The organism is Raineyella sp. (genome assembly GCF_034933565.1).
Taxonomy (GTDB): domain Bacteria; phylum Actinomycetota; class Actinomycetes; order Propionibacteriales; family Propionibacteriaceae; genus Raineyella.
The window spans coordinates 1-22845 of sequence record NZ_JAYFNG010000010.1; the positions used below are offsets into that span (position 1 = coordinate 1).

Here is a 22845-nt window from a genome sequence, read left to right on the forward strand (position 1 = left end):
ACCACGACACGAGGACCCCGGAGAACCGCAGCCCGGCAGCGCCAGCCGGCCCTTCACCATGCCCCCACACCACACCGACCACCGGCGGGGACGACGACATCGCATGACCTCGCCTCACCGACACTCATGAAAGACCGGGGCTAACGGCACAGCTAGGGTTGGTTGGGTGAGTCCGTTCGTGCGCAAGGTGAGGACTGCCTCCGGTGCGATGGCAGTGCAGATCGTGGAGAAGAAGGCCGGTCAGCGCCGGATCCTGGAGCATCTCGGGTCGGCTCACACCGAGGCCGAACTGGTCGCGTTGCTCGCGGTCGCTGACCGCAAGCTCCACGAAGGCCAGGGCCAGCTGTTCGAGGCCGACAAGGCGCCCACAGCAGCGCCGCGGCCCTCCGGGGGCGCGGCGGTCGTGACGGCCAACCGGTCGGAATTGTTGTGGACGGTGCTGGCCGACGCCTACGACCGTCTGGGCTTCGACGCGCTCGAGGACGAGGCGTTCAAGGCGTTGGTGCTGGCCCGGATCATCGAGCCGGTCTCCAAACTCGACACGATCCGGGTGATCGACGAGTTGGGCATCGTAGGCCCGCACCTGTCCACGATCAAGCGCTCCCTGGCCCGCTGCGTCGGGCGTGACTACCGCGCCCTGGTCGCCGGCGCGTGCTGGGCGCACGTCTCGGCCGGCGGCGCCAAGCCGGTCGCGATGGTCCTCTACGACCTGACCACGCTCTACTTCGAGGTCGAGAACGAGGACAAGCTGCGCAAGGTCGGCATGTCGAAGGAACGCCGCGTCGATCCACAGATCACCGTCGGACTGCTGGTCGACCCGTCCGGCTTCCCGCTGGACGTGCACGTGTTCGAGGGCAACAAGGCAGAGACCACCACCCTGATCCCGGTCATCACCGCTTTTCAGGCCCGCCACCAAGTGAGCGACCTGGTCGTGGTCGCCGATGCGGGCATGCTCTCGGCGGCGAACCTGAACGCGCTGGAGGACGCCGGGTTCTCCTTCATCGTCGCCGCCCGCCAGTCCAAAGCACCGGCCGAGCTGGAGGACCACTTCGAGGCCCACGGCAACTACTTGGCCGACGACGCCACGTTTGAGGTCACCCGCCCGATGGGCGCCGGCAAGGACCGCCGCGAGCGGCGGGTGGTCTGGCACTACTCCGCCGCACGGGCGCGTCGGGACCAGCAGACACTGAACAAGCAGATCGAGCGGGCCGAGAACATCGCCGCCGGCAAGGCCCCAATCGGCAAGCACCGCTTCGTCAAACTCGCCGATTCGGGCCGGGACGTGGACTGGGTCCTGGTCGAACGCGTCCGCGCCGCCGCCGGGTTCAAGGGATACGTGGCCAACCTGGACCCCACCACGATGGCCGGCCCCGCGGTCGTCGCCGCCTACCGGGACCTATGGCAGGTCGAGCAGTCCTTTCGGATGGCCAAATCCGACCTGAAAGCCCGGCCCATCTTTCACCGCACCCGCGACGCGATCGAGGCTCACCTCACCATCGTTTTCACCGCGCTGGCCCTCGCCAGACACCTGCAGACGCTGACCGGGATCAGCATCAAGAAGCTCGTCCAGACCCTCCGCCCTCTGCGAACAGTGACCATCACCATCGCCGGCCAACAGATCACCGCCCCGACCCAACCCGGACCAGAAGCCCAAGCCATCCTCGACGCGCTACCGGGGCACTAAAGCGGTCCAACTCAGGTCTGGAGCTCAGCCAGGGAGCCGAGCCGGCGCCCGGCCACGACGTGGTCGCGCACGATGTCGACCTGGCATTCGATCTTGCCCGTGCCGGTGGGCCGGTAGGCGGCCAGGACGAGGTTCGGCGGCGTCGCGTTGGGGCCCGGTCAGGGGGCAACCACCGCGACCGGGCCGGGTGGCCTCGTCGACGATCACGTGGGCAGGCCTGTCGCCGCATGCGAGGACCGCACGTGCATGATTGCCAGGATTGGGCGCGTGCGCGGCCGTGCTGCAAGGTCGGGGCGGACGGCCCCTCCTAGCCGCGGTCGGGCCGCCGGAGGGCGATGGCGGTCGAGACGACAGTCGCCGCCGTCCCCCAGCGGCCGTTGAACGTTCGCCAGGGGAACCGGGGATGGCGCGCCTGGGCGGTCACCATTGTGACGCGGAACGTCCCGAGGGGGTCGATCTTGACAGTCGCGTCGGTGAAGTCCAGCCATCGGTGGGTGAGCGGGTACCAGGCCTTGAAGGCGGCCTCCTTCGCGCTGAACAGTAGGCGGTCCCACGCCACCCCGTTGACAGGCAGTCCCCGAAGGTGGACCACCTCACCGGCTCCGGCGAACGCGGACAGCACCCCCTCGGGCACCGGGAGGTTCGGTTCGGCGTCGATACCCAGAGCCAGCACGTCGGAGCCGCGACCGACAGCGGCCGCGCAGTAGCCCTCGCAGTGCGTCATGGAGCCGACCACCCCCTCAGGCCAGCGGGGCGTGCGGTCTACTGCAGGTACCAACGGCGATGCCGGCAGGCCCAGGCTCTCCAGCGCCTGCCGCGCACATGCTCGAACTGCAGCGAATTCCTTGCGTCGCTTCTCGACGCTGCCGGCGATAGCGGAGGCTTCGGCGGGGAAGAGGACGATAGACGACTCGTGGCCGTAGGCCTCTGCGGTGTGGACCCAGGGCGGTACGAGGGATCGGATGAGCGAGCGCGAGTTCTCCACAACAGCGGGCATGGACGGGAGGGGACCGTTGTCGCCCATCACGGCGCCGCACATACGGGAGGACGCTGGTCGTGATTGTGCTGCGCGACCTGTCCATCGGGCCGGACCGACGGAGCCCTGCCTGGCCGCGTCACTGTCACGTCTGCGAGCCCGACAGCAGTGTGGTGGCGCGCACGCTCATGATCAAGCTCATCACCTCAGGCGAGTCTGGCGCCAGGACCCTCGGCGCAGGCCCGGCACGGGCTACGGGGTAGTCGCGGTGCATGAGCCCGTGGACGGTCGGATCTCGAAGCCGACCGCTGCGCAGGCAATGGCTGCACGCTCGTTCGCCTCGTCGGGCGAATCACCCACACACAACACGTGCCCATGCCGTGTCCACGATGAATCAGTAACCGGGACCCGGGTCCCCGGGGCCACGTCGAACTCCAGCTCCACCACGCCCAGCTCGGCGGCGCGGTCCTGTGCCAGGTCGGTGAATCCGGCGATCCCTGCTGTAGCAGTCCCGAAGAACCGGATTGCCGCCCCCGCCACGCTCGCCACGGCGAGGTCGGTCTCTTGTCCGCACAGGCAGCGAGCCTGTTGCTCCCGCAGGGAACACCGGTAAGCTAGGTTGATCAGTTCGACGATCTTGTCCCCGGGCGCTCGCCCGGCACACTCCACGAGCCGTGGCTCCGCCGGCTCGGATGGGCAGATCCACTCGGCGTGTAGCAGCCCGCTGCCAAAGGCGATGGCATCGGTCAGCGCTTGCATGCGGGTGACCCACTGACCGTGCGGCCATCCGACGGAGTGTCCCGATTCCACCGGCTTCCACTCGAACTTCTCCTTCAGCGTGACATTGGTCCAGACCACCAGACCGCTTCTCACGAGAGCTTCGACGCTCACCTCTGCACCGTGGAGGAACTCTTCTGTGACAACCCGAAGTGGCAGTCCCTCACGGCCGGTCTCGCGGGACTCGACGACGTCGCATACCTCGTGAAACGCCACGGGGATCTGATCCTCCGCGCGCACGATGGACACCCCCAGGCTGCCCTGCCGGTTCGCAGGCTTGACCACGATCGGGTAGCCGACGGCGTGGGCGAAGTCTCGGATGTCCTCAGGGCTCCTGACGTCGGCAAAGCACACGGGTGGCAGGGTGCCTGCGGCGTTCGTTCGTTCGCGCAGGGCCACCTTGTCCCGAAGTACCCGTGCCGCTTCTGCCCCCGCGCCGGGGCAGCCCAGATGCTCGGCCGCCTGCGCAGCGGCAAGCACCCCGTATTCAAGCGTCGGGATGACCCCGTCGACCTGACCGCGGAAATCCTCTAGCCAATCGAAACTGCCAAGTCCTTCATGGAACCGGACCTGCAGGGTGCGCCCACGATAGCCCAGGGTCTCCAGTCGGGTGGCGACCGATTTGTTTTCGAAGACCTCGGGGTCTTCAACGATGCACGCGATGTCGATCTTCGCCGTCTGCAGATCGGCGATCATCGCCGTTTGATACCCGAAGAGCAATACTCGCATTGTTCGTTCTCCAAAGCCGGGGGATAAGTGTGAGCAAGGTCATGGCCGCTAAGGTGAATAAGCCGACCCAGTAAAGAATGTCGAACTGGTGTGCCGTCAACGAGACAAGGAGCGAAAGGCCTGCCCATACTCCAATGCTCTCTCCGGCGGCAGAGGTGATCTGCCGCATGTTCATCGACTCCACCACGGGCCGACCTTCGGTCGCATTGGCGAATGCGACATTCAGAATCGGGGTGAACACTGTCTCGCCCAGTGAGAACAGGACGACGCCGCAGCAGACGAGCACGACGCCGATCGTCCCGCTCCGTGCAGCGAAGAGGGGCATCGAGAGCCCGAGGATGCACACGCCGGCGACCAGGACGGACTGCACCGACGAACCTCGCAGCAGACTCCGTTCCACTACTTGCGAGACCGGCAATTGAATGATCACCACAAGGGCGCCATTCAACGTGTAGAACAAGGCTCGCATCAGAGGGCTGTCCGCCACGCCCGAAAAGACGAGCGTGAAGCTGGAGAAGAACTGGCCCATCAGGATGCTCCCCAGTGTCGCAGCAAGGGTGATGCGGCGCAGGCTGGGCGTGTTCACCAATTCCCGCACAATACCGAGGGTCAGCGGCGGGCGCAGCGATCCCTGATTCAGCATGAGCTCGGCCGGTGCGGCAAGCGGGGTGAGGATGGCGGCCAGGACGAAGACCCCGCTCACACCCAGGAGGAAGGGGGTGTAGAAGCCGCGGGCCAGGACGATGTTGCCGAGGATCGGGCCCAAGGCGGCGCAACAGTTTGCGACGACCTGGATGACGGCGAACCCTCTGTTCTGTGCGGGCTTGTCGGATGTCGCCAGCAACACGAAACCGCGCACGCCGGTCCCGTTCACGCTGAAGCCCAGGCCCGCGACGCCCAACGCGATGATCAGGACCCAGGGGTTCCCACTAAGGGCGACGACGGCGTATGCGACCGCAATCAGGCTCAGCGCCAGTCGAACGCATCCCCGCACCGAGAGTCGGTGCAGCAGCGGCGCGACGAAGAGGGTGCCGCCACGTGTCATCAGGGTCAGTGCACTTATGGCCCATGCCACCCACTGTGCTTGGTTGTCGCCCAGTTTGAGCGTCAGCAGCAGAGGCAAGACCGGCATGACAGCGAAGTACGAGGACTGACTCAGGACCTGATCTGAGGCGATCAGGGCGAAGACGCGCGCTGGCAGGTGAGGTCTGTCCGTCTGCGCGCGTTGCCCACTCACAGCCGCTCCGACAAGCGCGGTCGAAGAAGGTCGGCGAACGTTCGGCTTTCAGCGTAATTCCCCCGAAGACCCATGTCACTGGAGGTGACGACGTAGCCCAGACGATCCCAGGACGAGCGCGGCCGTCGTACCTCCTGCTGCGGCGTGACAGTGACCGAAACGACGGCTTGCGGCGGGACCACGGCGCGATCCGGCACCACGTCCACCACGCCATCATCGGTGGAGTACACGAAGGCCACAGAGGCCCGCCCGCGCGGCGCGGTCGGGAGCGTCGGCCGGTCGCCGCAGAGAATCGCGCTCCACGCCGCCGTCGGGGAGAATCCCCACGCCTGCTCGATGAGGTTGAGGATCTGATCGCCTGGAGGGCGACCGGCGCACTCGATGAGTCTGGGACCACGCGCCGTGCGCATGAACTCGGCGTGCAGCAGCCCGGAGCGGAAGTGGACGGCCTCCACCAACTCTTGCATGGTCTGCCAGCACCACTCCTCGACGGGGACAATCTCGTGGCCGATCTCCACCCGGTGTTCGCCTTCGAGGACGTGCTTCGCCGTGAGGTTGACCCACACCACGGCTCCATCGCGGACGAGCGCTTCCACGCTGCACTCGTCCCCGACAAGGCACTCCTCGACCAGTGCCTGCCGTAACCCCACCCACCCGTGGATGGTCTGGTTCGGCTCGGCGCCGCCGACGACCTCGACCCAGGCAGCGCGCACGTCCGCGCCAGGGGCAAGCCGAACCACGCCGAGGCTCGCCTGCCGATCGACCGGCTTCACGATGACGTCGTTCGGCTGCCCGGCCAGAAAGTCGGCGAGGTCCTCTGCAGAGGTCACGTGGCGGAACGGGACCGTACCCCACGCGCAGTGCGAGGTCGCCTCACGCAACAGCGCCTTGTTACGCAGGATGTGTGCCGCCTCCACCCCTGCTCCCGGGAGCCCGAGCGATGAGGCGAGCGCCGCGGCACCCTCGACCGCGTACTCCAGCCCCGGCAGCACCCCGTCGATCCGTTCACTGCGAAGAGTCTGCGCCACCGCGGCCGTGGATGTCGGGGGCTCATGTTGGTAGTCGAACCACACAAGCTTGGCGTCGGACAGTCCCACCTCGTCGAGCCACGACGTGAGTTGCTTCGCCTCCCACAGTTCGGGCTCTTCACAGAAAAGCGTCGGGCTGGCCCCCGACGACCGGAGTTGCTGGGCCGCATTGCGATTGACACCCACCATCGCAGTCCGGCGCGTCATACGTCGATCCTCACCTGCGAGACCACTCGGCACTCGCATCCATCCGAGACGCCGGTGAGCAGGGACTCCAGCGATTCTTCGTCGTCTGCTCGTGCCACGACTGCCGCGACGCGAGCACGCAACCCATTCAGCGCGGTCACGGTATCGCCAGGCTTGCAGTCCCAGTGGACTACCACGCCCGTAGGAACCTGGTCGGCCAGAGCCGTCGCTACCACGCGCCCCGAGGCCGTCTCGATGAAGTTCACCCCGGCATACTGGGCCACCGGCGCCAACTCGTCCAGCGCGACTCCGCTCAGCGAATTGACCAGTTCCCCGTAGAAGTCCAGCCCGGGGCGCACCGCCTCAACGAGATCGGGCGCAATGAAGTCACCGCCCTGACGCACGTGAAACTCACCCCACACGACACTTCCGTCGGGAACTACCCAGAACTCGGCGTGCAGATGCCCCCATCGGATGCCCAACGCGGTGACGCACGCCTGCAGCTGGAGCGCGAGATCCTCAGTGGGCGGGACCTTGTGGGGTGGCGCCGGCTGGCGGTGACCGGTCTCGACGAACCACTCGTTGGTGGTCTTCGCTGTGGCCGCGTAGAGGCGCACCCGGCCGGCCACGGTGATGGCTTCAACCGAGAACTCCTCGCCGTGGATGAACTCCTCCAGGCAGTAGCTGCCGGCTCCGACTTCGGGCCCCAGTGCAGCCAGCTCGCCCGGGTCGGTGACGTAGCTCACTCCGACGCTGCCCATGCCCGTGGCCGGCTTGACGATCCAACCTGAGCTCAGGTCCACGCGGGTCTCGACTGGGATTCCGGCGGAATCGACGGCGCGAACGTTCCCGTCCGACTCGACCCCGGCAATGCGAAGACTCCGAGGCTGGACCACGCCGGCGCGTCGCAGTGCGTCCCGGCATGCAGGCTTGTCCTGTATCAGCTCGATGCACTGGATCGAGTTCCCCCGCAGCCCCAGTGTCTCGACCAGCTGACTGTTGGGAATCTGGTAGTTTTCGCGCAATGCAACGGACAATGCGACCTCGACGACTCGGCAGTTGTGCAGCTCGTCGACAACCTGCGCCAAAGCTTCCTTCGATAGCTCTCTGGTGTACTCTCCCGGAACCGTGATCAAGCAGTCCAGCGGGATCGGCGGGGTCTTCGTCGCCATCGAGCCCTCGAAGTCAACGCCACAGATCATCAGTTTCCGCTGCCGGCACGCCTTCAGGAAACCCTGGAACCAGTGCTGGGAAGCGCTGGACCCTGAGGTGGTGGCCCCCACCAGCACCGCCCATCGGTGATCTTCCGCCGCGTCATTATGCGAGAACATTGAGCCATTCCCATCTACCGAATTTAGTGTGCGCATAGTGGCCACCATCTACGTGTATCAGATTAAAATCTGACGTGGTGGCACGGCGCCACCCGTCAGCCTCCGTCAGCGGGACGAGCCTGTCGTCCGAGGCCGCCACGCACACGATCGGCGCGGCAATCGGCGCGGCTTCCGTCCCGTTGTAGGACTCTGCAAGCAAGAGGTCGTCCAGTGTCGGACGAACGAAGAGATCCTCGGCCTCGTCGAACTCGAGGACAGCGGGCGGCGTGAGCCCGTAGTCGATCATCCTCGCGCGGGCGGAACCCAAGTCCCACCCCTCCTCCTGTTGCCGGTAGCTGCTGGGGCTCAGCCCACACAGTGCGACGAGTCGCGCGGCTCCCGCCGCTTCGGCTTCCAAGGCGGCGCAGACGTTGAACGCGAGTGCGGCGCCGAAGCTGACGCCCGCCACCACCAGAGGCCCCTGCGGCACCTCCAGTGACTCCATGACGCGCGCGACAAACTCATTGATGTCATGGATGCCGGGCTCAAGGAGCCTCCGACCTCGCCCCGGAGGGCAGTAGGCCCACACGGATCGCTCGCCTTCCAACGCCGCCATCGACCGGAACGCCGGTGCGCCGGCGCCGGTTGCAGGGAACATCAGGACCGTGCCCAGGGCCGGATCCCCATCGCTGACGTGCTGCCACATGTCAGGCCTCAAGTCCCTCACCCCCGTCCACGTGGGACGCGAGCAACGCAACCAGACACGAGATCGTTGGGTTCGCGTAGAAGGCCCGCAGCGGGATGCGAAACCCGAGCTCCTTCCGCAGTGAGGCCAACAGCCGCACCGCCCGCAGCGAATCGCCACCCGAGGCGAAGAAGTCGGCGGCGGAGGCGCCTGAGCCCTGGTCCAGCGCCGCGGACCACAGTCGCTCGACGGCTGCTCTATGCGGATCTTGGGCGGGAGTATCGGTTCGCGGGGCCGACCCGCGCGTCGAGATCAGTGCGCGACAGCCGCTGCGATCTACCTTTCCCGTCCGTACCGTCGGCACCGGATCGGCCGGCACGATCTGCTGGGGAACCATATAGGGTGGCAGTAGCTGCGACAGCGCCTGATGCGTCACCTGCTGCTCCCAGTCCCGGGGAATCACCAAGGCCAGAGACTGTTCTTCGGCAGCGTCGAGGTACACCGCCCCGCACGGACCGGGAGCATCCGCCAGCTTCCGGGCAGCCGCTTCAATCTCCTCCAGATGGATCTTGTAGCCGGACATGTTCACCGCGTTGTCACGGCGACCGGTCAGGTGAAGCGAATTGTTCTCGAGATAACCCAGGTCACCGGTTCTGACCTCACAGCCGGAGCCGTCCCGGATGAACACGCCATCACCTGCGATGAGACGCCCGCCGTCCACGTACCCGTCCGCAACGGGTGCACCCTGGATGCAGATCAGGCCTTCCTGACCGTCGTCGACTTCGTTCCCCTCGGCGTCACGAACCACGATCCTCGTGTTCGGGATGGGACGTCCGAGGGGGAGGCGCTCCGGCCACTTTGCCGTCCGCGGTACCTCGAAGACAGTAGTGTTCGCGGTAGTCTCGGTGGCGCCGTAGAGATTGAGCAGTCGTGCACGTGGAGCGGCAGCATAGAAGCGCTGCACGACATCGGAGGTAAGCACGTCGGCGCTGCTGCACACGAACTTGAGGCTGGACAAGGAGGCTGACTGCTCCGACGCCATCTCGGCAAGCCCCCGCAGTGCGGGGGGCGTGGAGAACAGATGTGTAGCCTTCATGCCTACCACCACATCGTAGAAGCGGTCCGGACGGCTCCGGTCCGCACCGCGGACCAATACACCGGAAACTCCGCCGAGAACCGAGCCCAACACCTCCCAGTATGAAGCGACGAACGAGAGCGGCTTCTGGATCACGACTCGGTCAGACGGGTCGAAGGGGTATTGGTCCCACATCCATTCGATGCGGTTGCGGATCGCGCCCATCCCGACCTGGACCGCCTTGGGGACGCCCTCCGACCCCGAGGTGAAGTAGATGAACTTCGCTTCGTCGCTCCAGGTGAGGTCGATTCCGGTCTCGGCGTCTGACGCCTCACCACTGGATGCGAGGGCCGCTGTCGCGACGCTTGCGGCGAGCGTTTCGTCAACCAGGATGGTCTCGGGGTTCAGACAGGCGACCATGTCCCGTTCACGTGCGGCGGGCAGCCCCAACGGCAGCCAGGCCACGCGAACGGGCTGCGTGACGGCAGCAGTCATGAGCGCAACGGCGGAGAAGGAGAGGTCGAGTCGAGCGACCACCACTCGGTCGGCGACGTCGCCGCGGCTCAACCAATCGCGCCAGGCGCGGACGCCGGCACGCAGGTCCTGCCAGGTGAAGAACTGCCCATCCGCGGTCACGAGACACGGCTCGCTCGGAGACAGGTCCGCCGCACTCGCTGAGCCGGTCATCAGGTCAAGCGGCGGGTGCACAGTCGCCTCCGTCCTCGGGCGCCGGCATGGGCAACGTGGCGGTGCGGGACACGTCGAGCGCTGCCTGCGCGGAAGCGATTAGGCCGGCGACGCTGACCGTGGGGGAGAGCCAGTCCGAGGTCAGATACCACGCCGTCAGGGCAAGCACGGTTCGGGCCCGCTCGGGCGTGACGTGCGCCAACTTGTGTGCGATCTGTAGCGTGTAGTCCTCGCCGTGACGCTGCACATACAGGGACCCGTCGTACTTCGTGAAGCCGGTGTCCAGCTCGATCAGGCGCAGGCTGCCCGAACCTACCCACACCTCTGACGTTGGGTAGGTGAGCATGTTCACCATCGTGCTGAACAGCGGGTCGTCGTTCGTGTGTGCCGCGAACTCCGCCACGACGGCGCCGAAGCGGCTGTCGCTGAATGCTGTGGCGTTCGTCGTCGATGTGGTGAGCGTGCGCACCGCATCGAGGCTGGCCTGGTTGCGGTCCAGGAGAACTCGAATGGCCACCATGTTGAGCATGAGGGTGGGCAGGTCGTCGGTGCCTTCGTGCTGTCGACCGGCCACGGGCGCGCCGACCACGAAGTCGTCCTGGTCGGAGGTCGTCGCAAGCGCCAAGGCATAGGCTGCGACGAAGATCGCAAAGGGGCTCGACTCCAACGCTTGGGCGGCCGACCGGATGGCCTGCGTGGAAGCTCCGTCGAGCGAGATCTCGGTGATCGACGCGGCGTAGGGGTTATACCCAGGGTCGTCGGTGTCTCGCAGCGGCGACCCTGGTTTAACGCCGTCCAGGGATACAGCCCAGAACTCTTGAGCCTCGGGCGTCAGTGGGCCGTCGTCAACCGCGTTCTGGAAGTACTCAACGACGGAGCGAATCCTCTCCGCCACGACCGCCTCCTCCGCCTCCGGGTCGGCGCTCAGGTAGAAGTCGGCCATCTGTTCCGCAAACTTCATGGCCCCCCAGCCGTCGATCAGAATCTCGTTCATCGTCAGGACGAACCACGTGGAGCCACTTTTGATGCGTATCTCGTCTACTACCAGGGATGAACCACACTCCAGGTCGAACGGGCGGGCCACGCGCTCCCGACAGCGCCGGCGCGCCTCCGCTTCGGACTCTGCCTCGCACGCCCTCACGCTGCGCGCCTGGATCGGGTCCACCGGGAACGTCTGGACAAAGCTCCCGCTGGGGTCAACCTCGAACTGCGCGAACAGCTGTGGGTTGGCACGGAGGGCCTGGTCAAGCGCTCGCCGAGCCTTGTCCACATCGAGCGTCGGCGGGCACTCGAGCAGCACCTGGTAGTTGTAGTAGGCGCTCTCCGGCTCGAGAAGCCACTGGAAGTAGATGCCCCTCTGAGCGGAGGTCATCGCGCAGGTGACAGGGAGCATCGGCTCCGCAGAGCTCTCGGGGTCGGGAGTCGTACCGGCCCGTGGCTGATCGGTGCCGGCCTTACGTGCCCACACGTCGCAGTACCGGCTTGCGAGCGCTCCAAGGGTGGCACTCGACAGCAGGTCACCGACCCGAACCGTGCAGCCAAACGAGCGCAGCACGCTCGCCAGTTGGATGGCTCGGAGCGAATCGCCGCCGGAGTCGATGAAGGTGGCGTCCGGATCCACCGGGTGACCCAGCACACTGCACGCAGCGGTGATGAACGAGACTTCGGGGGAGCCCCCTGTGTCCCGGAGTCGGCTGGGGAGCGGGGCGCTGACGATGGGCACCGTGACCCCCGAGCGCTCGGTCGCCAACAGTTCGAGGCGCTTGGTATCGACCTTCCCGTTGGGTGTGGTCGGCAGGACGTCGATACTGAACCATCGAGATGGCCGCAGGGGCGCCGGCAGTACCGATCGTGCGTGAGACTCCAGGTCAGCGGGCGATACGGGCTCCCCACTATGGGTCTGGTAGAACGCAGCGAGACGTGCGTCTCCTTGCCGGACGAACGACTCGTTGGTCTCACGGATTACGATCGCGGAGCGTTCACGGATCAGTGGCTGGTACTTCACCACGGCAACCGCTGCGAGCTCTGAGGCTTCGTGTAGAATGCGATTCTCGATCTCGCTAGGCTCAATGCGCACACCGTTGATCTTGACTTGGCGATCTACACGTCCTTCGTACACCAGTTGGCCGTCCGGACGCTGACGGACCAGATCGCCGGTGCGGTAGAGGCGGAAGGGGTACCCGTCAACCTCGGCGAAGGCCCCCGCCGTCTTCGCGCTGTCGCCTACGTACCCCAGACCGACCGACGGGCCGGCGATGAAGAGTTCGCCCTGGGCGCCGGCCGGCACGCGATGCCAGGCACTATCGGCGAATCGAAGAATGTAGAGGCTCGTGTTGGGAATGGGCGTTCCGATCGGCACCGATCCATCGGCGAGAGCCTCGGTGGTGATCCGCGCGTGCGTCACATCGTCAGAACACTCCGTCGGGCCGTATGCGTTGATGAGCGGGATCCCTGGGAAACGCCGATCCCATTCCTGGCCCACCCGCAAGGGGAGTTCCTCGCCGGTGACCAGCATGAACTCGAGTGTCGGCAGCGCATCCTCAGGGCCTAACGCCCTCAGGAACTCGCGCAGGACGGTAGGGACCACCTCGATATGTGTGATGTTCTCCCGCTGCAACAACAGGGCGAGTTCGTGTGGGTCCTGGGACGCGTCGGTCGCGACGACACGAACGACGCCTCCGACTAGGAGAGCCGCGCAGAACTGCCAGATGGCAACATCGAAGGTGGTCGGAGCAGTCTGGGCGACGACGGACTCTGTGGTCAGGCCCAGAAGGTCGACCTTGGAGTGCAGATGGTTCATCATGCCCATCTGGGTCACGATGGCACCCTTCGGGGCGCCGGTGCTTCCCGACGTGAAGAGGCAGTAGCTGGGCGCGTTGAACCCGTCGACGACAGTCGTCCGGAGCGGGTCGCCTGCCGGCGGGCGCGCGTCCCCATCCGAAAGATCGACGTCGGTGAACGTAGCGACGGCATCGGTGATCGACGCGATGTGGTCGAGACGCGCCCGCGGCCACGTCGGATCCACCGGGATGTAGATCGCGCCCGTCGCAGTGCAGGCAAGAATGTCGACGTAGCACTCCGCGCTTCGGGATCGCTGCGACATCACGAATCGCCCGCGAGCATCCATGTGCCGGAGACGGCCCGCACGCTGCTGGACCCGACACAAGAGTTCCTCGTACGTGATTGTCGAGTCGTCAACGTCGATGACGGCGAGGTGGTCCGGCGTTTCCCGCGCCCATCGCTCAACGTAGGCGTAGAGCGTGCGGTGCAACGACCATCGGTGGGTTGCACCCATCAGGGGGGCGGCTGTGCGCAGCAACTCCGGGCCGCTGCCGCTGAAGGTCGATGTGAGATCCGTCAAGACACGTCACCTCCCCATGTCGCCGTGGAAGCCGTCCACGCGAACGCCCGAGCCTGCGGCAACGACCTGGTCATGGAGGGCCTGGGCGACGGCAAGATCAAGCACCCCCAAGCCGAACGGGGAGAAGACCGTCGGCCGGGTGGGGTCGAGTTGCGCGGCGCCGACACAGACCTCCGCCAGGGTTCCTGTCACGAACTCGCGGTTTCCGTCAAGCTGTTCCAGCAGGTGCGGCGTCGTGTTGGCCTTCATGCAGTGCTCGACGTCGTCGAAGATGTTGTTGGCCTCACGAATCGTCTCCGGTGCAAGGTCTCGCAGAGAAATGTTCAAGACGAACTGACCCGACCGGAAGCGTGTCGACGCGGGGACGTACGGAACCCCGGCGCTCGTCGCGAACAGGACCACGTCACACGCCAGAGCCTCACCCAAGGTGGCCTCGGAACACTCGTCGCCGCGATTCTGCAGCATGCGGACCACTGAGGTCCGGTTCAGGTCGTGGACACGTACCGGAACCTTCTCGGGAAAGAGCGCGCTAATGTAGCGCAAGGTCGTCTGGGCTATCGGACCACTTCCCAGCACGCCGATGCTGGCCGGTGCACCGTGCAGGACCCGCAGTGCCAGGGCGGCAGAGGCTGCGGTTCGTGCCGCGCTGATGCGGCTGCCTTCCACCACTGCACGCGCGTAGCCGGTGTCTGGGTCATTCAGCACGACAATGGCGGCCGCGCGCTGCAACCCATGATCGACGTTGCCAGGGAAACTGGAGATCCACTTGATACCCACGGAACGGAGATCTCTGTCAGCCATGTGTGCGGGCAGGGCGATGATGCGATCCCGTGGCGACTCCGGGAACCGGAGGAAGTAACTGTCGGGGTTCTCTGTTTGGCCGTTGCGATGCATCAAATAGACGCGCTCGACCAGGTTAATAATTTCTTTCTCTCTGCCGTCGAGAAACTCGTCGACCGCTTTGGCTCCGATGATGATCATGCTGTCACTCACAGAGATCCAATCCCCCCACCTGTAGTTTTCATCGCATAGCTTGTTGGCCGGATGGAGAAGTCAAACGCCTCCGGACCGTAATTGTCGACCACCCATACGTCATCGTAGATGTTGTCGAGGTAGCGTTCCCCCATGTCGGGGGCGATGACAACGACAAGGCTTCCATCGGGAACGCTTTCTTCAAGCGCCCGGAAGCCCGCCAGGACAGTGCCGGTCGATCCACCGGGAAGAAATCCTTCAAGGCCTGCCATGCGCCGACATTCACGCACGGTGTCTATCTCATCGACACAATGCTGCTCGGGCACGAGTGTGCCATCAAACAGCGACGGCGCGACGCTTGCGCCCAGACCCGGGATGCGTCGCGTCGAGGGGGCCCCGCCGAAGGTCACCGAACCCATGCTGTCGATGGCGTACACCTGCGTATCAGCCCCTCGCTCAGCGACCGCCCGGGAGACCCCCATCAATGTGCCCGTCGTGCCGGCGCCGACAAAGATATAGTCCGGATCCCCCAGCTCGGAGACGATCGACTCGTAGGTCTTCCGGCTGTGAACCCGCGGGTTCGCAGGGCTTGCGTACTGGTTGGTCCACTGCGGACCGGAAGCACTCTCCTGGAGCTCTCGGATGCGCGCCAGCCTGGTGCCGAGGAAGCCGCCGGCCTGGTCGCGCTCGGTTACCACCTCCACATCCGCACCCAACGCACGCATATGGGAGACGGACTTCGGGTTGGCGTTGGGATCAGTCACGATGCTCAGCCTGTAGCCCCGTCGGGCGCAGACCCCTGCCAGGGCGACCCCCAGACTCCCTGACGAAGATTCCACCAACCACCCTCCGTCGGCCAATCTGCCGGCCGCCTCCAGGCTGTCAACCAGCGCGATGGCGGTCTTCAACTTGATTGAACCGGCAGTGTTCAATCCTTCGAGCTTGACGTACAAATCGTGGCGAGGAAATGCCTTCCCTAACCGTACGAAAAGGGGGTTCTCCTCAAGTCCCTCAATTGATCAAACGATCATTCTTCCCCCAATGGTGCAGATCCCAAAAACTTGTGCTCGTCCGGTTCGGGTGGCTGCCGGGTGGGCTAATGCAAACGTACAGGATCCTGCGGCAACTACAAGTGCCTGGGCTCAAATGTAGCCAAAAGATAGCTTTTTGTGCAGCTGTGTGGGTGGCGATCGATCAGAAGTTGCCAGTCCCGTGGTGTCCAAACACCTAGGTGTATTGGGCCTTCGCCCGAATCTTGGACACGGTGTTGGTCGATTACGCGGCGGTTGCCAGGGTAGCGGCTTGGTGTGCCTCGTCGGCGGTCGGGGACAGGTGACCGCACCAGGAGTGGCGGCGGGTGTTGTAGCGGGTGACCCAGCGGAAGATCGCGCGTCGGCATCTGGTGTAGCAGGCAGTCGAGGATGGCGGTGGCGAGGACTTCGTCGCCCTGTCCCGCGTCAAGTAGTTGGCAGGGTTTCCTTGATGTCGAAGTTGGGGATGGTGGGGTCGGCGATGCCGGCGTAGACGTCGGAGGGCCGATTCCAGGCGATCGCCTCGTGCGGGCGGACGTGGTTGTAGTCGTGCCGGTAAGCGTTGACCTGTTCGACGAGCTGGAGGCCGTTGTCGATCTCTTCTCGGAACAGCCATTCGTACTTCATCGTCCCGAACCCTCGTTCGCGTGACCCGTTCTGCCCGGGCGTGCGGACTCGGGTGCGCACGTGGCGCAGCTCGGGGTGGGGCGTGATGAATGCTTCGAACGTGAACGAGCGGAACGGGCCGCCGTTATCGGTCACGATGGTCAAGACCGGCAGGATCTCCCCGGTCGCTTCGTCGACCTCGCAATCATCGATCAGCGGGTGGCCGAGCAGCGCTTCCGCTTCGGCGAGGGCGAGCTCGACGGCCGCGACGGCGTCGTGCATGTTCGCCGTCGGCGCCACGTGAGCGTCGAACTCGTACTTCGCCCAGTAGTCCCGGCACGACGCGATCCGCCACGTCCCACCGGCCGTGGTCTCGTACTCGGAGAAGTCGAGCTGCCAGACCTGGTTCGGGCCGGTCGGTTCCTTCGCGAACGCGGCCTTGCGGCGCTCGGCGAGCTTGCGGCGTTCCCGCTGGTGGTTCGCCTCCAGCAGCAGGCCCTCGTCGCGCAGCAGCCGCAGCACGGTCGCCTGGCAGACATGGTGCCCGTCGTGACGGGTCATCGCCCAGATCTTGCGGTGACCCCACGCGGGGTGCGCCTTCGCATGGCGGATCACGACGTCGCGGACCGCAACGCGAGACGGCTGCTGCATATGCAGGTCCATCACCACTACCTCAAGGGCATCTTGTGGTGCGACCGCTGCCATGAAGCCGGACGCGAGAACCGGCTCATCTACATGGAAGCCAAGGGCGGCCAGTATGCCTACTTCTTCTGCGTGGGACGCTACCAACACGTCTGCGACTTGCCCTTCCTCCGGGTGGAGGCCGTCGAGGATGCCATCGAGCGTCACTACACCACGCTTCCTCTGCCAGCTCGCTACGGCGACAACCTCCGTGCTGCGCTCGACGAGGCCATGGATGCCCAACAGCACATCCAGCACGACTTGGTCACCAACCTGACCCGGGAGTTGGCGAACCTGGACGAGCAGGCCGACCGGCTGCTCCACGCCCTCATGAACGGCCTGTCTGCTGAGGACAAGGTGCAACGGCTCCTGAACGACATCCAGCTCAAGCGCCGCAGTATCGAAGGCCGGATCGCCCGGACCGAAGACCATCTCACCGAAGCGCTGGAACTCACTAAGACCTGGATCACACTGGCTGAGCGTCCACAAGACTTCTACGGGCAAGCCGCCCCCGATGTACGGACCCAACTCAACCGCGGCTTCTTCCATCGCCTGCGGCTCGATCGCGACGATAGCGGCCGTGTCCGGGTCGAGCATGAGCTTCGCGAGCCAGTTGCCAGTCTCTATCGAACGGCTAGTGAGTTGTCCGAGGCGGAGCGTTCGCGTCCCTCGAACGTGATCGAGAACATGAAAGAAGGACGCCCTGTGGAGGACGTCCTTCGTGAATCTTCATTTATCCTGTCGGACCTTAGGCCTCATCCTGAGGTCGTTTGTTCCAACATGGACCATCTGGTCGGGGTGACAGTGTGTGGTCTCAGGACATCGGAATGGGGTGTCTCACGACATCGGAATGGTGCTGTCTCGGGTCATCGGCATAGCTTCGGGTCCATGCCCGGTGGATCGGTCAGGGTGCGTCATGTCGATGCGTCGTCTGGTCATCACCGCTGTTGTGGCGGGCTTGTCGCAGTCCGAGGTCGCCCGGACCTACGGGGTCTCCCAGGGCTGGGTGTCCCGTCTCATGGCCGCCTACCGTGAACACGGCGAGGATGCCTTCGAACCCGCCTCGCGTGCGCCGCGCACCTCACCGCACGCCACTCCACCAGCGGTGGTCGAGTTGGTCGTCACGGTGCGTCACGAGCTGTCTGGGGCGGGTCTGGACGCCGGCGCGGACACGATCGCCTGGCACCTGGCCCATCACCACGACACGCGTCTGTCGCGCGCGACGATCCATCGGATCCTCACCCGTGCAGGGGCCGTCACCCCCCAGCCGAGGAAGCGTCCGAAGAGTTCCTACATCCGTTTCCAGGCCGACCAACCGAACGAGTGTTGGCAGTCCGATTTCACCCACTACCGCCTCACCCGCCCCGACGGGAGCCCCGGACGCGATGTGGAGATCATCACCTGGCTCGACGACCACTCCCGCTACGCCCTCCACGCCACAGCACATACCGCGATCACCGCTCGGATCGTGCGTGACACGTTCCGTCAGGCCGGTGACCAGCACGGATACCCCGCCGCGACGCTGACCGACAACGGCCTGGTCTATACCGTCCGGCTCGCGTCCCAGGCCCGCCGCGGTGGGCGGACCATGCTCGAGAACGAGTTGCGTCGTCGCGGCATCGTCCAGAAGAACGGGCGACCCGCCAGCCCGACCACCCAGGGCAAGGTCGAACGCTTCCAACAGACGATGAAGAAATGGCTGACCGCCCAACCCGACCAGCCCGCCACCATCAACGCGTTGCAGACCCTGATCGATGCGTTCCTCGAGGAATACAACCACCACCGCCCACACCGGTCCCTGCCGCACCACGCGACCCCGGTGACCGCCTACACCACCCGACCGAAAGCCGCCCCCGGCACCGACCGCAGCCGCGACACCCACGACCGGGTCCGCCACGACCGAGTCTCCAAAGCAGGCTCGATCACCCTGCGTCACGACGGCACCCTCTACCGCATCGGGATCGGGAAGACCTACACAGGAACCTACGTCCTGGCCCTCATCCACGACCTCGACATCACCGTCATCAACGCCGCCACCGGAGAAATCCTGCGTGACCTGACCCTCGACCCCACACGCCTCTACCAGCCCATCAACCAACCCCAGAAACAACGAATGGCCCGAACCTACGCAACGTAGGTTCGAGCCATTCCGATGTCCTGAGACATCACATGGTCGGGGTGACAGGATTTGAACCTGCGGCCTCTTCGTCCCGAACGAAGCGCGCTACCAAGCTGCGCCACACCCCGTCCGCCCTGTCGGGCGGTCCGTCATGCCCTCGCGGGCACTAGAGAACCATAGCGCACCTGCCGCGGAGAGAAAAATCGAGGGCGTCGGTGGATGCTCAGCTCACCCCGGCGGACGTTCCCACCCGGCGGACGTTCTCACCCGGTCCGCGGCAGCAGGGTGAGCAGCGTCGCTTCCGGCGGGCAGGCGAAACGGTACGGGGCGAACGGTGAGGTGCCCAGCCCGGCCGACACGTGGAGGGCGGCCGTACGCCCCTCCGTGGAGTGCGTGGACAGGCCCTTCACCCGCTTGCGGTCGATGTCGCAGTTGGTCACCAGGGCGCCGTAGCCCGGCAGGCAGACCTGCCCGCCGTGGGTGTGGCCGGCCAGCAGCAGGTCCATCCCGTCGCCGGTCATCGCGTCGAGCACCCGGGCGTACGGGGCGTGCAGCACCCCGACGTGCAGGTCCGCCGCCGGATCGGCGGGCCCGGCCACCGCGGCGTAGTCGTCCCGGCGGATGTGCGGGTCGTCAGTGCCGCGGAACTCGACGTGATGGCCCTGCAGGTCGAGGGTGGTGGCGGCGTTGTTCAGATCCGCCCAGCCGCGGTCGGTGAAGAGGCTGCGCAGCGCCTCGGTGTCCAGGCCGGGCCGGTCGGGGGCGTCGGACGAGCTGGGGCCCTTGATGAGGTAGTCGAGGGGGTTCTTCAGGGTCGGGCGGTAGTAGTCGTTGGACCCGAACACGAAGACGCCCGGCCGGGCGAGCAGGCGCCCGAGCGCCGCCTCCAGGTGATCCAGCGCGGAGTCCGACGACAGGCTGTCGCCGGTGCTCACCACCAGGTCCGGCTCCAGCGCCGCCAGCATGGCGATCCAGGCCAGCTTCTTGCGGTGGGCCGGCAGCAGGTGGATGTCGGACAGGTGCAGGATCCGCAACGGTGCCGTCCGCGCCGGGAGCAGCCGCCGGGCCACCCGCCGCAGTCGGAAGTCCGTCAGCTCGAAGAAGTGGCCGTACGCCACGCAACCGGCCCCGAACGCGGCCCCGCCCAGGACCGTACGGCCCACGGCCCGACCCCAGCCCATGTCAGTTGCCCCCGCTCGGGGTCGGACTCGGGGTCGGACCGGTCTGGTCCTGGCTGCCCTGGGGGGCGGGTCCGGCCGAGAAGTTCAGGTAGACCGTGGACGACTGCGGCGCCTGGTCCTTCGGCGTCACACCGAGGAACGTGCCGTACGGGGAGGAGTCGTACAGGTAGGTCTGCTCGACCTGGAAACCGGCGTCCTCCAGCGCCTTGCGGGCGTCGTCCGGCTTCATCTTGTCGACCCCGGCGGGCAGGTCGACCATCTGGCCGGTCTGGAACTCCGGCTTGGACGCGCCGAAGGGTGTCGCCGGCTTGCCCTGCAGGCCGGCTGTCATGGCGGACTTGTAGATCCGCCCGGCGTCGCCCGAGCCGGTGCCGGTCAGGTAGGTGCCGGAGGCGGGGAGCCGGATGCCCTTCAGCGTCTTGGAGTGCGAGTTCCAGTACGGGTTGGTCTTGTCGATGGCGATCATCGACGCACCGGCGAGCTCCGGGGTGTAGCCGACGAACCAGACACTCTGGTTGCTGTCGGTGGTGCCGGTCTTGCCGGCCTGGTCGTTGAAGCCGCTGACCCGCGCCGGCCGGCCGGTGCCGTTCGCGGACACGCTCTGCAGGATCTTGTTCACCTGGCCGGCGACGCCGGCGTCCACCGTCCGCTGGCAGTCCGCGGACGGGGTCGCCAGCGGCTTGCCGTCGACGGTGGTCATCGAGCCGATGATGATCGAGTTGCAGTGGATGCCGCCGGAGGCGAAGGTCGCCATCGCCTCGGCCATCGACACCGGGGCCACCTCGGCCACGCCGAGGACGAAGGACGGCGTGCGGTTGAAGTCGTCCACGATGTTGCCGCCGGTGGCCTCCTGGACGCCGACCTTCTGCGCCATCCGGGTGGCGTTGCAGATGCCGGCGTCGCGGATCAGCTGGACGTAGAACGTGTTGACCGACCAGTCGGTGGCCGTCTGCAGGTCCATCGACGACGACGAGATGGTCGAGTTGGAGACCGTCCACGGCTCACGCAGCACGAACGGGCCGCTGCAGGAAGTGAACGTCGTGCCCTGGAAGCTCATCGGGGAATCGGCCGCGTACGTCTTGTTGCTGGGGATGCCCTTCTCCAGGGCGGCCGCCAGGGTGAAGATCTTGAACGTCGAGCCTGCCTGGTAGCCCTCGGCGCCACCCATCGCCGAGGTCGCGTTGTAGTTGTAGAACGTCTGGCCGCCGCTGTTGCCCATCGAGGGGCGGCTCTGCGCCATCGCCTGGATCTCGCCGGTGCCCGGCTTGACCATCACCATCGTCCCCAGCGCCGGGTCCCGGTCCGCCACCACGGCCGACACCGACTGCTGGGCGGCCTCCTGGACCCGCGGGTCGATGGTGGTCCGGATGGTGAGCCCGCCACGGTTGAGCATCCGCTGGCGATCCTCGACGGTCGAGCCGAGCGCGGGCGACTGCAACAGCTGGTGGACGGCGTACTCACAGACGAACGGGTAGCTGCTCGACGCGCAGCCGTTGCGCGTCGAGCTCACCGTCGACGGGTCGAACTCGGTCGCCTTGGCCTGATTGACCTGGTCCTGCAGGCCCGGGTCGAGCTGGGCCATCCGGTCCAGCACCACATTGCGGCGCTGGACCGCGGCCTCCGGGTGCAGCCTCGGGTTGTACGCGTCGGGGCTCTGCACCAGGCCGGCGAGCATCGCCGCCTCGGCCAGGTCGAGATCCTTCGCGGACTTGTTGAAGAAGTGTCGGGCAGCGGCCTCGACGCCGTACGCGCCGTCGCCGTAGTACGCGATGTTCAGGTAGCGCTCGAGGATCTGGTCCTTGGACAGCCGCTTCTCCAGGGCGATCGCATAGCGCATCTCCTGGACCTTGCGGCCGTACGACTTCTCCTGGGCCTCCTGGACGCCCTGCTCGTTGCCACTGGCCAGCGCGGTCTCGATCTGGACCCGCTTGACGTACTGCTGGGTGATCGACGAGCCGCCCTGGGTGGCACCGCCGGCGCTGTTGCGGAGGAACGCGCGGATGGTGCCCTTCACATCGATCGCGCCGTGCTGGTAGAAGCGGTTGTCCTCGATGTCGATCTGGGCCTGCTGCATCACCGTGGCGATCTGGTTCAGCGGGACGTAGACGCGGTTCTCGTCGTAGAAGGTGGCGAGGGTGGTGCCGTCCGCCATCAACAGGGTCGACCGCTCCGCCTGGGGTGGGGTCTCGAGGTTCGACGGCAGGTCCTGCAGGCCGGCCGCAGCCGCCTTCAGGGTCGAGGTGGCGACGCCGACCCCCGGCATGACGAAGCCGGCGGCGAGCACGCCGATCAGGACGCTCACGACCAGAAGGGTCAGGACCGCCTGGGTGTTGCTGCCGGGGCGAGGATCATGCGACACGGTCTAGAGCCTACGTGACGCGGGGTGCCGACCCAATGGTTCGGGCCGGAGGGTCGGCCCGGGGCTCAACGTGACGAGCCTCTCGTGTAGAGGTCATGGTACGCCAGGCGAGCTGCGGTGTTGCCGTGAACCGCTTCGGGCTACGATGTTTCGAGTAACAC

General features: G+C 66.0%; 15 protein-coding genes, 1 tRNA gene and 1 pseudogene. 2 read left to right on the plus strand and 15 right to left on the minus strand.

Translation table 11 applies throughout. From position 1 onward, the window contains the following. The first annotated feature begins 208 nt into the window (after positions 1 to 208). Positions 209 to 1684 (plus strand): IS1634 family transposase, encoded by a 1476-nt coding sequence (locus VB059_RS03375; RefSeq protein WP_323420619.1) that lies wholly within the window; start codon positions 209 to 211, stop codon positions 1682 to 1684. A 307-nt stretch (positions 1685 to 1991) separates the two neighbouring features. On the opposite strand, the gene VB059_RS03380 is transcribed toward VB059_RS03375, so the two are convergent. The 12 genes and pseudogenes from VB059_RS03380 to VB059_RS03435 form a co-directional block, all read right to left on the minus strand. Then, positions 1992 to 2681, minus strand: coding sequence for a 4'-phosphopantetheinyl transferase family protein (locus VB059_RS03380; RefSeq protein ID WP_323420620.1), 690 nt, complete (start codon positions 2679 to 2681; stop codon positions 1992 to 1994). 231 nt (positions 2682 to 2912) lie between these two features. Beyond that, positions 2913 to 4133 (minus strand): ATP-grasp domain-containing protein, encoded by a 1221-nt coding sequence (locus VB059_RS03385; protein WP_323420621.1) that lies wholly within the window; start codon positions 4131 to 4133, stop codon positions 2913 to 2915. After that, on the minus strand, positions 4084 to 5403 hold the full coding sequence (locus tag VB059_RS03390; RefSeq protein ID WP_323420622.1) for an MFS transporter: 1320 nt from the start codon (positions 5401 to 5403) through the stop codon (positions 4084 to 4086). The genes VB059_RS03385 and VB059_RS03390 overlap by 50 nt, the downstream gene beginning before the upstream one ends. Further along, on the minus strand, positions 5400 to 6638 hold the full coding sequence (locus VB059_RS03395) for an ATP-grasp domain-containing protein (protein ID WP_323420623.1): 1239 nt from the start codon (positions 6636 to 6638) through the stop codon (positions 5400 to 5402). Before VB059_RS03395 ends, VB059_RS03390 begins: the two co-directional genes overlap by 4 nt. Next, a complete protein-coding gene (locus tag VB059_RS03400) occupies positions 6635 to 7948 on the minus strand; it encodes an ATP-grasp domain-containing protein (protein ID WP_323420624.1) in 1314 nt (437 codons plus the stop codon). The genes VB059_RS03395 and VB059_RS03400 overlap by 4 nt, the downstream gene beginning before the upstream one ends. Further along, positions 7935 to 8633 carry a thioesterase II family protein gene (locus VB059_RS03405; RefSeq protein WP_323420625.1) on the minus strand — a complete coding sequence of 233 codons (699 nt, stop codon included), beginning with the start codon at positions 8631 to 8633 and terminating at the stop codon, positions 7935 to 7937. The genes VB059_RS03400 and VB059_RS03405 overlap by 14 nt, the downstream gene beginning before the upstream one ends. A gap of 1 nt (position 8634) precedes the next feature. Further along, a complete protein-coding gene (locus VB059_RS03410; protein ID WP_323420626.1) occupies positions 8635 to 10395 on the minus strand; it encodes a non-ribosomal peptide synthetase in 1761 nt (586 codons plus the stop codon). Then, positions 10379 to 11746: a condensation domain-containing protein gene (locus VB059_RS14510; RefSeq protein ID WP_416339489.1), complete on the minus strand. Its 1368-nt coding sequence runs from the start codon at positions 11744 to 11746 to the stop codon at positions 10379 to 10381. Before VB059_RS14510 ends, VB059_RS03410 begins: the two co-directional genes overlap by 17 nt. Before the next feature lie 120 nt (positions 11747 to 11866). After that, positions 11867 to 13669 (minus strand): annotated as a pseudogene (locus tag VB059_RS14515) (non-ribosomal peptide synthetase); the annotation flags it as partial. A 72-nt stretch (positions 13670 to 13741) separates the two neighbouring features. Continuing rightward, entirely contained in the window at positions 13742 to 14734 is a 993-nt protein-coding gene (gene sbnB / locus VB059_RS03420) for a 2,3-diaminopropionate biosynthesis protein SbnB (protein WP_416339490.1), read from the minus strand. Beyond that, on the minus strand, positions 14725 to 15723 hold the full coding sequence (gene sbnA / locus VB059_RS03425; protein WP_323420649.1) for a 2,3-diaminopropionate biosynthesis protein SbnA: 999 nt from the start codon (positions 15721 to 15723) through the stop codon (positions 14725 to 14727). The genes sbnB and sbnA overlap by 10 nt, the downstream gene beginning before the upstream one ends. A 441-nt stretch (positions 15724 to 16164) precedes the next feature. Further along, positions 16165 to 17622, minus strand: a complete 1458-nt coding sequence (locus tag VB059_RS03435) for an integrase core domain-containing protein (protein ID WP_323420628.1) — start codon at positions 17620 to 17622, stop codon at positions 16165 to 16167. A gap of 319 nt (positions 17623 to 17941) precedes the next feature. Here VB059_RS03435 and VB059_RS03440 point away from each other — a divergent pair, with 319 nt between their 5' ends. Beyond that, entirely contained in the window at positions 17942 to 19162 is a 1221-nt protein-coding gene (locus VB059_RS03440; RefSeq protein WP_323420629.1) for an IS481 family transposase, read from the plus strand. Positions 19163 to 19195: 33 nt separating this feature from the next. On the opposite strand, the gene VB059_RS03445 is transcribed toward VB059_RS03440, so the two are convergent. From VB059_RS03445 to VB059_RS03455, 3 genes are all read right to left on the minus strand, one after another. Beyond that, a tRNA-Pro gene (locus VB059_RS03445) sits at positions 19196 to 19272 on the minus strand. Positions 19273 to 19407: 135 nt separating this feature from the next. Beyond that, entirely contained in the window at positions 19408 to 20307 is a 900-nt protein-coding gene (locus tag VB059_RS03450) for a metallophosphoesterase (RefSeq protein WP_323420630.1), read from the minus strand. 19 nt (positions 20308 to 20326) lie between these two features. Further along, positions 20327 to 22684, minus strand: coding sequence for a penicillin-binding protein (locus VB059_RS03455; RefSeq protein WP_323420631.1), 2358 nt, complete (start codon positions 22682 to 22684; stop codon positions 20327 to 20329). Positions 22685 to 22845 lie beyond the last annotated feature (161 nt).

Coding starts and splice junctions, on each gene's coding strand:
- VB059_RS03375 (WP_323420619.1), top strand. CDS start 209: ATGGCAGTGCAGATCGTGGAGAAGAAGGCCGGTCAGCGCCGGATCCTG.
- VB059_RS03380 (WP_323420620.1), bottom strand. CDS start 2,681: ATGCCCGCTGTTGTGGAGAACTCGCGCTCGCTCATCCGATCCCTCGTA.
- VB059_RS03385 (WP_323420621.1), bottom strand. CDS start 4,133: ATGATCGCCGATCTGCAGACGGCGAAGATCGACATCGCGTGCATCGTT.
- VB059_RS03395 (WP_323420623.1), bottom strand. CDS start 6,638: ATGACGCGCCGGACTGCGATGGTGGGTGTCAATCGCAATGCGGCCCAG.
- VB059_RS03400 (WP_323420624.1), bottom strand. CDS start 7,948: ATGTTCTCGCATAATGACGCGGCGGAAGATCACCGATGGGCGGTGCTG.
- VB059_RS03405 (WP_323420625.1), bottom strand. CDS start 8,633: ATGTGGCAGCACGTCAGCGATGGGGATCCGGCCCTGGGCACGGTCCTG.
- VB059_RS14510 (WP_416339489.1), bottom strand. CDS start 11,746: ATGACCTCCGCTCAGAGGGGCATCTACTTCCAGTGGCTTCTCGAGCCG.
- VB059_RS03435 (WP_323420628.1), bottom strand. CDS start 17,622: ATGCTCGACCCGGACACGGCCGCTATCGTCGCGATCGAGCCGCAGGCG.
- VB059_RS03440 (WP_323420629.1), top strand. CDS start 17,942: ATGTCGATGCGTCGTCTGGTCATCACCGCTGTTGTGGCGGGCTTGTCG.